At 56.7% G+C, this 13,022-nt stretch carries 9 protein-coding genes, 4 pseudogenes and 1 other annotated feature; of the genes and pseudogenes, 3 read left to right on the top strand and 10 right to left on the bottom strand.

Annotated features, from left to right (window positions below):
- Positions 1 to 960 precede the first annotated feature (960 nt).
- Positions 961 to 1,907 (top strand): IS630 family transposase gene (locus J2D77_RS16730; protein WP_230975912.1). Its coding sequence is split into 2 segments (ribosomal slippage): positions 961 to 1,300 and positions 1,300 to 1,907, totalling 948 coding nucleotides; the frame shifts between segments, so codons are not numbered across the junction.
- On the opposite strand, the gene J2D77_RS16725 is transcribed toward J2D77_RS16730, so the two are convergent.
- Positions 1,892 to 2,518: a hypothetical protein gene (locus J2D77_RS16725; protein WP_207847648.1), complete on the bottom strand. Its 627-nt coding sequence runs from the start codon at positions 2,516 to 2,518 to the stop codon at positions 1,892 to 1,894. The two genes, J2D77_RS16730 and J2D77_RS16725, sit on opposite strands and share 16 nt — an antisense overlap.
- Before the next feature lie 224 nt (positions 2,519 to 2,742).
- Here J2D77_RS16725 and J2D77_RS16720 point away from each other — a divergent pair.
- A pseudogene (locus J2D77_RS16720) lies at positions 2,743 to 3,575 on the top strand (IS630 family transposase); the annotation flags it as partial.
- 93 nt (positions 3,576 to 3,668) lie between these two features.
- Here J2D77_RS16720 and J2D77_RS17655 read toward each other — a convergent pair.
- Positions 3,669 to 3,866 carry an antitoxin VbhA family protein gene (locus J2D77_RS17655; RefSeq protein ID WP_407927114.1) on the bottom strand — a complete coding sequence of 66 codons (198 nt, stop codon included), beginning with the start codon at positions 3,864 to 3,866 and terminating at the stop codon, positions 3,669 to 3,671.
- A 43-nt stretch (positions 3,867 to 3,909) separates the two neighbouring features.
- The gene (locus J2D77_RS16710; protein WP_207847646.1) at positions 3,910 to 4,752 is read right to left on the bottom strand and encodes a MutS-related protein; all 843 of its coding nucleotides are present in this window, start codon (positions 4,750 to 4,752) and stop codon (positions 3,910 to 3,912) included.
- Positions 4,753 to 4,809: 57 nt separating this feature from the next.
- Between J2D77_RS16710 and J2D77_RS16705 the strand changes: the two are divergent.
- Positions 4,810 to 5,388 (top strand): annotated as a pseudogene (locus J2D77_RS16705) (IS5 family transposase); the annotation flags it as partial.
- Positions 5,389 to 5,697: 309 nt separating this feature from the next.
- On the opposite strand, the pseudogene J2D77_RS16700 reads toward J2D77_RS16705, so the two are convergent.
- From J2D77_RS16700 to repC, 7 genes and pseudogenes are all read right to left on the bottom strand, one after another.
- A pseudogene (locus J2D77_RS16700) lies at positions 5,698 to 6,520 on the bottom strand (IS5 family transposase).
- A gap of 721 nt (positions 6,521 to 7,241) precedes the next feature.
- Positions 7,242 to 8,472 (bottom strand): annotated as a pseudogene (locus J2D77_RS16695) (IS3 family transposase).
- Positions 8,069 to 8,185: a sequence feature (AL1L pseudoknot), on the bottom strand. It overlaps the preceding pseudogene by 117 nt.
- 69 nt (positions 8,473 to 8,541) lie before the next feature.
- Positions 8,542 to 9,528 (bottom strand): peptidoglycan -binding protein, encoded by a 987-nt coding sequence (locus J2D77_RS16690; RefSeq protein WP_207847650.1) that lies wholly within the window; start codon positions 9,526 to 9,528, stop codon positions 8,542 to 8,544.
- Between the two features lie 10 nt (positions 9,529 to 9,538).
- Entirely contained in the window at positions 9,539 to 10,594 is a 1,056-nt protein-coding gene (locus J2D77_RS16685) for a flagellar motor protein MotA (protein WP_207847645.1), read from the bottom strand.
- Positions 10,595 to 11,358: 764 nt separating this feature from the next.
- A complete protein-coding gene (locus J2D77_RS16680) occupies positions 11,359 to 12,009 on the bottom strand; it encodes a hypothetical protein (protein WP_207847643.1) in 651 nt (216 codons plus the stop codon).
- Complete coding sequence (locus tag J2D77_RS16675; protein ID WP_207847642.1) at positions 12,006 to 12,701, bottom strand: HNH endonuclease; 696 nt, start codon at positions 12,699 to 12,701, stop codon at positions 12,006 to 12,008. The genes J2D77_RS16680 and J2D77_RS16675 overlap by 4 nt, the downstream gene beginning before the upstream one ends.
- A partial coding sequence (repC, locus tag J2D77_RS16670) for a replication initiation protein RepC (protein WP_269142577.1) occupies positions 12,698 to 13,022 on the bottom strand: 325 nt, incomplete at its 5' end. The genes repC and J2D77_RS16675, both read right to left, overlap by 4 nt.

Below are 13,022 nucleotides of genomic sequence, written 5' to 3'. Positions count from 1 at the left end.
TAAGCAGCATCCACGAATAATTCCTGATCGTGGAGCCATCAAGCAAAGACCTCACGGTTTGGAGTCAGAAGAACTCGCTCATATGATGCCTTTGCTGGACGCGGCTCTCAGGGCAATCCGCCGGGTAGAAAAGAAAATGGAACTCTCATTTCATGAGTCTGAGTAGTTGAGGATTTCTCATAATCATCTGTATAGAACCCCTATAGAGTTCCAGCTTTCCGTCTGCACATATTTTTTTCCCAATCAAAGAGCGAAGTCTACCAAAGCGTTTCTCAAAGTCATTTTTATTATTCTCCCATATCAGGAGAGAAAGACTTTCATTCGGGTGTGGATGATTTATATTAATCATGGTTCTACGAGATAATTCTTTTACTTCTGAAATATCTCCACAAACCATCAGGGATTCCCCAACATGAAATGCAGCTTTATTCGCATCAACCGCAGATTGCGCGTTTGCAGAAAAGCTCAGTAGGCACAGAAGAGCGGATAAGCAACAAAAATATGATCGCATTTTTTTCTCTAACGAACTAATTGACTGGGTGTATCGAGCGTTACCTCCGCCTTGTCTTTATATTCGGTGATTTGTCCCTTTACACAGAGCTTGGTGTCTACCCATGAAGTAGGGTTTGAGAATTGCCCGAGGGCCCGACTTGGAATGACTACAGAGAACGGGTTATCCGGATATCGTTTTTCGAAATTCAAAATCGTCATTTTGGATAATTCTTTGATTTGAACGACCTGACCGCAGACCACTGCATTTTCGCCAATATGAGACGACGCCTCATATGGTTTGATAGAATCATTTGTCTGAATTTTATTTATGACAGGAGGAGGCACTTCAGCGAGCGTTGTGGCTCTAGAATTATCGGGCTGTCTAGAGCGCGTCCACTGAACTATGAATCGTGGGGGATGACGCGGAGCGTGGATTGTGATTCACCGTTTCCATTGATGGAGATGGTGATGGCGCGAGCATTGAGTGACGATCTTCGGGTGCGCGTTCTGGAAGCCGGCGCAGCGGGCGGGTCAGCCCGTTCAGTAGCGAAGCGGTTCGGGATCGGGATTTCGACGGCGATCCGGTGGCTTCGGCGCGAGCGTGAAAGCGGCGAACGGGCGGCGCGCCGTCAGGGCAAGCCATGCGGTTCGAGGCTGGACGGGCATGAAGCCTTTATTGTTGGCATGATCGAAGCGCAAAAAGACATCACGCTCAACGAGATGGTGGCGCGCCTGCAGGGTGAGCAGTCCGTCGGGATCGGCCGCAGTATGCTCAGCCGATGGCTGCGGCAGCGCGGGTGGACATTCAAAAAAAGACCGCACATGCATTGGAGCAGGAGCGCGCAGATGTGCTGACACGGCGGCAGGACTGGTTCGACGGCCAGCCTGACCTCGATCCGCACCGCCTGGTCTTCATCGACGAAACCAGCCTCTCCACGAAGATGGCGCGCCTACGTGGTCGCGCTTTACGCGGAGAACGCTGTCGAGCTGGCGTTCCTCATGGCCATTGGAAAACCACCACTTTTACCGCTGGCCTGCGCCTCACGGGCATGACCGCACCCTTCGTGCATGATGGCGCCATGAACGGCGAGATCTTTCAGGCCTATGTCGAGCATGTTCTCGTGCCGACGCTGAGCCCGGGCGATATCGTTGTGCTGGACAATCTGCCCGCTCACAGGATTCCGGGAGCGCGAAAGGCCATCGAACGAGTGGGGGCATGTATGATGTTCCTGCCTCCCTATAGTCCCGATTTCAACCCGATCGAAATGGCGTTCGCCAAGTTCAAGGCCCTCTTACGAGCCAAGGCAGCAAGAACCGTCACAGCGTTATGGGACGCCGCCGGATCGGTCCTGGATGATTTCACTCCGGACGAATGTGCCAACTTCTTCACCGCCGCAGGCTATGAACCAGAATAACGTGGACGTGCTCTAGCTATATCTGGACGAGAACTTTTTGAAGACAATATAAAATAGAAGGAAGTAGAAATTAACAAACCAAACAGCGCAAAGAGGACGTATTTATGGTTTCCAGAATAGTTATATTTTACCTCCTTGCTTCCGCTGGCCTCAATTTTTGTTTTTATAATGCCAATGGAGCTTGCCATATTTTCAATATTAATCTTACTTTCTTCTCTTGATTTTTTCTCCTCTATTTTTTCATTGAATTTTTGCATTTGCATTTTTATTAATTCATGGATTTCCTCTATCACTTTATCCGGGTAATATCTCCATTGCTGATTTGAAAATCTAAGTAATTTGCAATCAAGATTCGCAATTAAAGAGTTTTGCCTCATGAGAGCATCATCATGCTCCATAGATGACATCCCACGATTTTTTGTATAACCATCAACTTCTATAGCAAGGCTTAAGCCTTTTTGTGAATTGTCTATCATAAAATCAATGCGACGCTGCCTATTCTCCCTATCTCTAAAAGGGAATTGAGGTTTCACATCTTCAGGATCAAGCCCTGAAACTTGGGATAATACTTGCTCGGCAAACAAAACCTCAAAATTTTGAGGGTGCTTCATTCTGTGCTTGTTTTTATTGATCCAAGCACTCCATTGGAACGGTATTTTTTTACTGGAATTATTACACATGGCTAGATTTCGCTGCATTCTCTTAGAAAGCCCTGCATATACACTTGGCAAACACTACAAGCAATCATCACTGAACTGCTTTTTATTATGAAAGACATCAAGAAGACGGGACAAGTCGAGTCCCTTAAATTTCGAGGCCAACCGGCGTGGTATTGGGGCTGGCCTGCCGTTTGAACGGAGCACAGCAGGCCGAACTGAAGGCTCTGGTCGAGGCCGGGCCCGATCGGCAGCGCGACGGTGAGGTGCGCTGGCGCCGGATTGATCTGCAACGCGTGATCAAGGAGCGCTTCGGCGTCGTCTACCACGAACGGCACGTTTCCACTTTGCTGAAACGTCTTGGTTTTTCTCATGTCAGCGCCCGGCCGCGTCATCCGGGGCAGGATCCTGCCGTCATGGAAGCGTTCAAAAAAACTTCCCCCGCATCCTGAGTGCCCATATCGGCCATCTGCCGAAAGGAAAGCCGATCGAGATCTGGTTTCAGGACGAAGCTCGCATCGGCCAGAAGAACGGCATCGCCCGGCAATGGGCCCGGCGCGGCACGCGACCACGCCAGCCGGCTGACCAGCGCTACGAGATTGCCTGGCTGTTCGGGGGGATCTGCTCAGCGCGCGGCAAGGCTGCCGGCCTGGTGCTGCCGTTCGTCGGCACTGCCAGCATGCAACTCCATATCGAGGAGATCTCACGCTGCGTCGCCCGCGGTGCCCATGCCGTCGTGCTGCTCGATCGTGCAGGATGGCATACCACCAGTAAACTGGAGGTACCCCGCAATGTCAGCCTGATTTTCCTGCCGTCCCGTGCCCCCGAACTGAACCCGGTCGAGAATATCTGGCAGTTCCCGCGCGCAAACTGGCTGTCCAATACCGTCTTCGACGACGTCGATCATATCATCGACGCAGCCTACTGAGCATGGAACAACCTTGCCGCACTCCCGGATACCATCCACTCCATCGGGCTCAGGAAATGGGCTCACACAGGTCAAAGGCTATAACCGTTGGTATTAGACGCTGTGAATCTCCGATAATCCCAAGCTTGTTCTTGAGGGTGGCCCCATCATCCTGAAGATAGGGATCGGCCATCGACGCTATATCGCCTTAGCCGTGTCCAGATGTCCGTGATTATGGAGCCGTGCGACAACACGCCTGCGAACTTCATCCGCAGAAATTTCGCCCCGCATGTAGGCTCCAAGGTCAAGGCTGTCCTCGGCACGGAGCCGCTGGCCCTCACGAGCAGCGCTGGCCTTTGCATCTTGAACTGCCTTTTCGCGCAATGCATGAGACATTAAGGAATTTCCTAATATCTGCTCAAGTATAGAGCAGTTGATGTCAAATGTCATTGCTTTTGTGAGGAATTCGACTGCCCGGTTGAAGGTTTTGCGGTCTAAGCTGCTGTCGCTCGGATAACAGCGCTTCTGCACGACAGCTGACGCTCTCTGGAAGTCCCGCCATCCTAGCAACTCTCAAACCATAGGAATTGCCAGCCTTTCCAGGAGCGATCAGGTAGGTAAACGCTTCTTCGTTCATTTCATTGGTAGCATCCATCATCATGCTCACTGCACCTTCATAGGCATCAGCTAATTCCGCCAGTTCATGATAATGCGTGGCTAGAAGTGTACGACATGCAATTGTGTTGTGAAGGCACTCCATCGTCGCCTGAGCAATTGCCAAGCCATCAGATGTTGCCGTACCTCGTCCGATTTCATCCAGAATTACAAAAGACTGGACAGTCGCTTCCTGTAGAATGGTCGCAGTTTCCTCCATTTCGACCATAAAGGTGGACTTTCCAGCGGCGAGGTCATCGCCTGAGCCAATCCGGCTATACATTCGATCAACGACCCCAATTTGCGCATGGCGAGCAGGCACGAAAGAGCCGATTTGGGCCATAAGAATGATGAGTGCCGTTTGTCGTAAAAAAGTCGACTTTCCGGCCATGTTCGGACCGGTGATTATCCACATTCGATTTCTTGTTTCCATGAGACAGTCATTGGCAACGTAGCTGCGTCCATCTGCCTCTAAACGTGCTTCAGCAACAGGATGACGCCCGCCTTCAATCGCTAACTCGGTGCCATTATGAAGCTGTGGTTCGGTCCAGCCCCCTTCCGCTGCGGCCTGGGCAAGACCAATAACCAGGTCCAAGGCTGCGGCCGCTTGCGCCACTCGACCAATCATGTCCCGTAGCTCTAAGAGCCTGTTTGGAAAATCGGTCTGATGTGATTCAAGCTGTGAATGTGGACGCCAGAGCAGAGGGGCCGGATGGCCAGGATCAGCCGCAAGACGCAACGCTACCCGTCTGACATGACGGACGAAGAATGGGGGCGGATTGCGCCAGTGATGCCAGGCCCTGGGCGTCGTGGCCGTCCACGGGAAGTCGAATTCCGTGAGGTGATCAACGCGGTGCGCTATCTTGTTCGTTCAGGCTGCGGTTGGCGCATGCTGCCGATCCATTTCGGACACTGGCGCACGGTCTATGGCTGGTTTCGGGAACTGGCGCGACGGTTCCTGTTCCAGACCATTCATGACGTTGAACTGATGCTCGACCGGGAGCAGGCAGGCCGCGAGGTCAGTCCGACAGCGGCGGTGATCGACAGCCAGAGCATCAAGGCGCCTCATGCAAAGACAAGGGGTTACGATGCTGGCAAGAAGGTCGTCGGACGCAAGCGCCATATTGCCGTCGATACGGACGGGCGCCTCCTGATGGTCAACCTGACCCCGGCCGACATCTCCGACAGTGCCGGCGCCCAGATGATCCTGGATGCGATCCGCAAGCGTTGGCCATGGGTGAAGCATCTGTTCGCCGATGGCGCCTAGGCATCTTTTCTCGGGTGACGGTTTGGGCTCATGCGATACCGCCATGACATTGGGATTGGATACACACTACCTTGCTCGCCCGGTTAGCCATCAAGGCGGGAAATGTTCAGAAACAGGCACGCCCCCTGCAAGGACATCCGCCCTTACGCCAATATGTTCAGCCGCAAAACGTTCACATCCCCTGTCGTTCTTCAACACTTACGTCTCATAGAGCTGATTTTAAAATTGAACCGTTTGCCCCGAAAACAGGCCTGTTAAGATATTATTCATATATACTATTTTTGTTCTTAGAGCCTGTTTGGAAAGTCAGGGATGAGCGTTTCTACGGATGAGATTAGCGCCCATGGCGACGAGGTCATGCCTGTGAGACATCAATGCGGCGCTCGTAGTCGCGCACGAGGCGTCGCCATCGGGTCATCCATCCGAAGGTTCGTTCCACGCCCCAGCGCCGGGGGAGAACCTCAAAGCCTTTCGCTCCGTCCCGGCAGCGAATCACCTCGACGACGAAGTCCAAGTAAGCAGCCTTGTCCATCAACTAGAGCCGATCATAGGCGCCGTCCGCGAACAGGTGCTTGACCCACGGCCAGCGCTTGCGGATAGCGTCCAGGATCATCTGCGCTCCGGCGCTGTCGGAGATGTCCGCCGGTGTCAGGTTGACCATCAGCAGGGGTCCGTCCGTATCCACGGCGATATGCCGCTTGCGCCCGACAATCTTCTTTCCAGCGTCGTAACCTCTTGTTTTCGCGTGCGGCGCCTTGATGCTCTGGCTGTCGATCTCCCCGGCCGACGGGCTCGCTTCACGGCCCGATCGCTCCCGGTCAAACATCAGTTCCACGTCATGAATGGTCTGGAACAGGAAGCTCCGGGCCAATTCCCTGAACCAGCCATAGACCGTGCGCCAATGCCTGAAATGGATCGGCAGCATCCGCCCGCCGCAGCCGGATCGACCCAGATAGCGCACCGCGTTGATCACCTCGCGGAATTCGACCTCTCGCGGACGCCCCGTGCGTCCCGGTTCGGGCATCAGCGGCGCGATGCGCTCCCATTCCTCCTCCGTCATGTCAGACGGATAACGCTTCGTCTTGCGGGTAATCCCGGCCATGCGGCCTCTCTGCTCTGGCGTCCACATCCAGAGCTTGAATCACACTTCAGCGGCTTTTCAAACAGGCTCTAACAGCACACATCTGCAAAACACGATACAATTAGCTCAGCATAAAACGGCGGAAAATCGCAACACTTTGGTGCTTTCCTTTCCGAGACAAATACTGAGATTTTCTCAGCACATTCAAAAGTTATCTACCTTTCCCGTGAAGGAAATATGTCTAGACATCAAGAAGATTTAGCACGCTACTGCAATCCTGATTAGTACTCTTAGACAGAGCGACAAGATAGTGCCTGACATGCTCTAACTTCTCTGCCGCAAGTTCCATAGCAGCTAAATTTACAGCCAGTGCTAATAGATTATATGAACTGTGAAATGACCGTATTTCACCACCATCTTCGTCACATTTTCTTGCCATGGATAAACATCCCTGCGGTTCTTGTGATTTATACACCAGATCGTTTTGATAGTGACATTATTCGCAGTGATAGGCAATTCAATTCAACTAATATAAAAAACAAATAAACAAAACATCAATGATTCATAATCCGAATCAATTGTTTGGGACTGTTTTTCTACGCTTTTTTCTTTGTTTCTGGTGGTCCCGACTCTCTCAATGCCCTGAACTGGCCATACTGGGCCCGGTTACAAGTGGAGAAAGCAAAATAATTCCTCTGAAGTCTTTTGCGGAAAGTCATTAATGAAACTGAACTGCCCCGGTTTTACCGGAGAGCGATTTGTTGAGTAATCAGGCTGCGATATCAAGCCTGCTCTGATCTGTATAAAAGGCCCGTTCAGCTTCGGCGGGCGGCCTGTAGCCGATTGGTACCAGCAGGCGTCGGTTATTGTACCAGTCCACCCATCTGAGGGTTTCCCATTCGACCTGCGCCATGGATTTCCATGGCCCCAGATGATGGATGACTTCGGCCTTGTATAAACCGTTGATCGTCTCCGCTAGGGCGTTGTCGTAGCTGTCTCCAACCGTGCCGACCGAGGCATCGATGTCAGCCAGCGCCAGACGTTCGGTATACCGGATCGACAGGTATTGTGACCCACGGTCCGAATGATGGGTCACTTTTCCCTCAGGCCACCTCTGGCACAGAGCCTACTCGAGGGCATCCAGCACGAAGTCGGTATGGGCAGTTGAGGAGACATGCCAGCCCATAATCACGCGGGCAAACACATCAATGATGAAGGCGACATAAACAAAACCCCACCAGGTGGACACGTAAGTAAAATCCGAAACCCAGAGCCTGTTGGGGGCTGGTGCATGGAACTGGCGCTGCACCAGATCCTGTGGACAAGGGCGTTGCGGATCAGACCGTGTGGTTCTGCCCCCCCCTTGCCACGAATGACGCCTTTAAGTCCTATCTTGCGCATCAGGCGCTCAACAGTGCAGCGCGCAACCTGCCGCCCTTCAGGCTTCAGGCTATGCCAGACCTTACGCGCACCATAAACAGCACGGTTGTCCTGCCAGATCCGGCGGATATGTTCCATCAGTTCCCTATCGCGCAGGGCACGCGGGCTGGCCCTGGCCGGATCTCTTGCTATGGCCGCCTGCTGGTAAAACGTGGACGGGGCAATCGGCAGAACGCGACAGATTGGCTCGACCCCGTAATCGGCACGGTAGGCTTCAATAAACGCGATCATTTGCGAAACGGGCGGTCGAGCTCCGCCTGAGCAAAATAAGCCGAGGCCTTCTTGAGGATCTCATTGGCCTGACGCAGTTCACGAACTTCCCGCTCCAACGCCTTGATCCGTGCCGTCTCGGCCGTGGTCGGCCCCGGTTGCGCACCCGCGTCCCGCCGGGCCTGCTTCCACCAGTCATGCAGGCTGTCGCCCGAGCAGCCCAGCTTGCCACCAATCTCGCGACAGGCCGCCGACAGGCTCGGGTAATCCGAGCGATGCTCGTCCAGAAGGCGCACAGCGCGCTCACGGAACTCAGGCGAATAACGCGATGTCTTCTTCTTCTCTACCATAGGGCTCATCCTCCGAGAGTTTTACTCTCCGGTAAACCCGCGGCAGTTCAATGCGTTGGAAACAGCACCCTACCGGTCCGTCAGCCGGAACTCGATCCGCCGGTTCCGCGCAAAATCCGCCACCGACGTCCCCTGACTCAACGGCTGATAATCCGCAAACCCCGTCGCTGCGAGATGCTTCGGGTCTACCCCCTCGGCAATCAGCAGCTTTACCACTGTGATAGCCCGCGCCGAGGACAGCTCCCAGTTGCTCGGAAACGCCGTATGGATCGGCTGCCGGTCCGCATGCCCGTCCACCCGCAGAATCCACGGCACATCAGCCGGAATCTGCGAGGAAACCTGTCGGAACGTCTTCGCCAGCGTCCGGATCTCGGCCACGCCCTGCGGCGTCAGATCAGCGCTCCCCACCGGGAACAGCACCTCGCTCTGGAACACGAACCGGTCACCAACAATCTGAACCCCCTTCTGGTCCTTCAGCACATCCCGCAGACGCCCGAAAAACTCCGAGCGATACCGCTTCAACTGCTCGACCTTGTCCGCCAGCGCGATGTTCAGCCGATTGCCCAGATCGGCAATCTTCGCATCGCGCTCCATCACGTCCTTCTTCGACACGTCCAGCGCCTGCGAAATGGCCGTCAGCTGCGCATTCAGCGCCGAAAGCTGATCATTGAGCGAACTCACCTTCTCCTCGGCCGTCTGGTCCAGCTCGTTCGCATGAACCGCCGCCGCCTGAGCCGCCGCCAACTGGTTCCCTAACGCCGTCGCCGCCGCCGTGTCCTTGTTGTGCTGCTCCGTCAGAACCGCCAGATTCCCGCGTAGATCCTTCGTCAGCCCACGCTCCAGCGCCAGCATCCGCGTCAGCTCCGCCGCCTGTACCTGCAACCTGTCCAGAACATGCTCCCGTCGGTTCAGCGCAACCGACAGGAAAGCCTGCCCCAGCACAAACACCAGCAGCACGAAAGTCACCACCATCAGCAGGGTAGAAAGCGCATCCACATAGCCCGGCCAGGCATTCAGCCCGGCATGACTGGTCCGTCCACGGCGTCCCGGGCGCATCGCCGCCCCCTCAGCGCGGATTCTGCTCGTTCGCCGCGGCAACCGTCCGGGCGACGAGACGAAGATCACTGCGGATGTCAGCCAGACTCTGCTGCCGACCACGCTCATTCTCGGCAATGAGCTGCGTCAGAAGGCCCTCGATGTTGCGCATATGCGCCAACGTCTGGCGCTCCCCCTCGCTCTCATGCCCGCCGGTCAACGCCCCGAGATGCGAACTCAGCCGCGTCAGAACCTGCGTCTGCTGCGCCCGCTGCTCCTCGCTGGCACGCAGCACGGTCTGCAACGTCTCAAGGTTCTCCGCCGTCTGCTCAAGCAGCGCCTGCACATAGGCTGGATTGTTTCCATCACCCTCGACACCCCCCATCGTCGAGGAGAACCGCGTCAGGCTGGCCAGCCACTCTTCCAGATCATTGAAGAACCGGTTCTGCGCCTGCCCCGCCATCAGGTCGAGAAAGCCAAGGATCAACGCGCTCGCCAGACCGAACAGCGAGCCGGAAAACGCCGTCCCCATACCATGCAGCGGCTTGGCAAGCCCGGCCTTGAGTTGATCGAACATCATCGTCAGATCGCCATTGCCGACCGACATGCCCGCAATCACGTCCGCAATGGCGCTCACCGTCAGCAGCAGGCCATAGAACGTGCCCAGCAGACCCAGAAAGATCAGCAGACTGGTCAGATAACGGGAGACCTCCCGCCCCTCCTCCAGACGCCCTGAAAGACTGTCCAGAAGGGACTGCATGGCCGGCGTCGACAGGGCAATCCGGTTCCGCCCGGACTGCGCCGCCAGCGCCGTTGCCACCGCCGTCAGCATCCGCGGCGGCTCCGGCTGCGCCAGCCCGTCGCGATGCTGACGAACGGTCTCAACCCATGCCACCTCCGGCTGGAGACGCAACACCATGCGGATGTTCCACAGGATACCAATCGCGAGAATGCCCAGAATAAGACCGTCAAGCGCCGGATTGTTGAAGAAGGCTGCGCGGAGCGGACGCCATAGAAGCCCCCCCACAACGGCGACGCATCCGAGGAACGCGATCATCCGCAGGAGATATAACGTTGGTTTGCTCATCGAATGCCCCAGGGGAGAGTGAAAGCCTGTCAGGCCATCACGGTACTGCGTCAGAGCGCCTGATGTCCACACGATCTGCGGGAGTTTCCTCCCCCGTCTCACCTGGTGAGCCAATGACCCGCACATAAATCCGGGTTGAAGGAATGCCCGCATTCATCAGCACAGCCAGACCACGCCTCAATGACATCCGCCGGGACCGCGACGGATCATTCGGCGCGCCACTGCTCGCATCCACGAACGCCCGCAGATCCGCGTGCGCCTGGAGCGTCCCGGCAAAGGTGAGAATGGCACTCCACATCTGTTCATTCAGCTTCGCCGAATCGGCCATCCCACATCACGCCAACTATGCACGCACGGATAACAACGGCAGGAGGACGCTCCCTGAGCGGCGCCCGAAGCGTCCTCGTTGAGATTTTTCGGCTAAACCAGAGACACAAGAACTGCATGACATAGCGCGGTCAACGCTGGATGATCTTCGTGCTCAGTCATGGTCGTGGCGTTTTACGGCGGCCCGACGGGTCAGGTGTTCGAGCAGCAGGCTTGCAAGCGCGCTTGAGTTACTGGGAGGCCTGAGCGACACATCCGGCGAACGGGTGCCAATCCGTTTGTCAGGTGGTTTAACCTCGCACTCGATGCGAGTGTCGGTCTGGTGTCGTCGCGATGTCGCTTGCCGCAGCATAGGCCCCTGCCCGTTCATGGATGCGGATCAGGGCGACCCGCTCATGGTTCGATAGTAGGGGCACCGATTGTGACCGCGGGCAGGTTCAGGATTTACGTGTGGAGGCGTTCTTCCAGGCGCTGAGCAACACGACTTTCTCGCTGGCCAGAACCTCCTTACGCCCACGAATCTCGTTCACATCAGGCTTGCCGGCTTCTGCCACCTGTCGCGACGCGTCCCGCGCGCGACAGGCCTCCAGCATCCTGAGGGCGACACTCCAGCCGCCCACAACGCATTGCGACACCTGCCAGGCCTCATCGAGCAGCATCCCCGCCTCAAGGCGCCTGGCCCTGAACTCCGGATCGGACAGGCGTTCCTCGACGGACGTCTGGGCCGAGATCCGCTCCATCTGGAAGACCTTGTCCCTGGCGCGAGGCAGGAGCGATAGCGCGTGGTCGACAGCAGCCTGAAGGCCATCGCGCAGGAACGTCTCAAGCTCGGCCGCACTCTCATCGGGAATGTCGCCATACTCTCTCAACTCACGCCGCATTTCCCTGGCAGCCTCACGCTGCAGGGCAGACGCCCTTCGCGGCCCTCGCAACCCGCATTCCCGTAATGTCGCATCAACGGTCTCAAATGTGGGGGCGAGCGCAAGAACCGCTTCAACAGTTCTCTCCGACGCACGTTCGGTCGGGAAGCGCCGGACGGACGTGACAAGGGTAGGTGCTTCAGGGCCGGTTTCGTCGTGTGCGGTCATGGTTTCCGGTAATAGGTCTGCCGGGCCAGGCCGACCAGATTTTTCTGTCGCACAGCCGCACGCTCCCGCGCATCAGGCAGGAGTGTCATCCCAAAGGTCTGCTCCACCCAGGAAATGTCGCACGTCCACGACCGGGCACTCCGCAGGCTCCATTCCTTCAGTGCAGCCTGCGCGCAGGTCCTGGCGTCTTCCCGGCTCCAGCCGTTCACGAAGACCATCCAGTCTAGTGCCGCGGCTTCCCTGCCCGTCGCCATCGTCCGTCCCCAATGTCGCACCTCGTGACAGCGTGGGCAGAGTGCGACAACTCCCTTGAGGGTCTGAACACATTGTGCGTCGTCATAGGCCCAGCCCTCGTCGGCCTCGACCGGATAGTCAGCACCCCGCTGCCCACAGATCCGGCAACGATAGCCCGCACGCCGATAGGCCCAGCGCCGCACGGTGTCCCAGTCGGCCTTTGCCAGAAGCGCCCGCAGGTTCCAGCCCCAGAGCGGCTGGGGCACCATCCAGGGCCGGACATAGGGAGGCGCTCGATCCGGCCTGAAGCGATACGGAAGAAACCCCAGAAGCGGCGACGTCGGCTCAATGATCAACGGCAGCGCTTCAACCACATGGCAGCCTTCCGCGCTGCTCCATGTGGCACCGCAGCGAAGTGCGACGCTCTCCTGCCCTTTTGGAACGCAGAGCGGGATCATAGCGAGCGAGTTTCCGCAGGCACGCCGCTTTCAGCCGCGTGGATGTCGCGCAGGGCGTAAAGGCTTCTGTCGAGGAACAGGGTGTGCCGCGCACTCCTGTCCACCAGGGCGCGGAAATAGGCGTCCCTGAACCGGATGACCTCACCCCGGCCGACCCTTGCCGCCATCACGATGATCGCGACACCCGCCTCGAACCGGCCCATGACCGCACAGGCCTGGCTCCAGGCCCGCCAGCTCACGCCGATCTGCCCGGAAAGACGTTCCGCAGCGTCGGCCAGGTCCGCCTGCGTTGGCTTTGACGTGGGGCACAGGTCACGCAGA

The organism is Acetobacter garciniae (assembly GCF_017377735.1).
GTDB lineage: Bacteria > Pseudomonadota > Alphaproteobacteria > Acetobacterales > Acetobacteraceae > Acetobacter > Acetobacter garciniae.
This window is presented reverse-complemented; position numbering and strand designations above follow the sequence as displayed.

What these genes read in the sequence shown, in the direction of transcription:
- J2D77_RS16725 (WP_207847648.1), bottom strand. Translation starts at nt 2,518, where the DNA reads ATGAAGCACCCTCAAAATTTTGAGGTTTTGTTTGCCGAGCAAGTATTA.
- J2D77_RS17655 (WP_407927114.1), bottom strand. Translation starts at nt 3,866, where the DNA reads ATGTCTCATGCATTGCGCGAAAAGGCAGTTCAAGATGCAAAGGCCAGC.
- J2D77_RS16710 (WP_207847646.1), bottom strand. Translation starts at nt 4,752, where the DNA reads ATGATTGGTCGAGTGGCGCAAGCGGCCGCAGCCTTGGACCTGGTTATT.
- J2D77_RS16690 (WP_207847650.1), bottom strand. Translation starts at nt 9,528, where the DNA reads ATGCGCCCGGGACGCCGTGGACGGACCAGTCATGCCGGGCTGAATGCC.
- J2D77_RS16685 (WP_207847645.1), bottom strand. Translation starts at nt 10,594, where the DNA reads ATGAGCAAACCAACGTTATATCTCCTGCGGATGATCGCGTTCCTCGGA.
- J2D77_RS16680 (WP_207847643.1), bottom strand. Translation starts at nt 12,009, where the DNA reads ATGACCGCACACGACGAAACCGGCCCTGAAGCACCTACCCTTGTCACG.
- J2D77_RS16675 (WP_207847642.1), bottom strand. Translation starts at nt 12,701, where the DNA reads ATGATCCCGCTCTGCGTTCCAAAAGGGCAGGAGAGCGTCGCACTTCGC.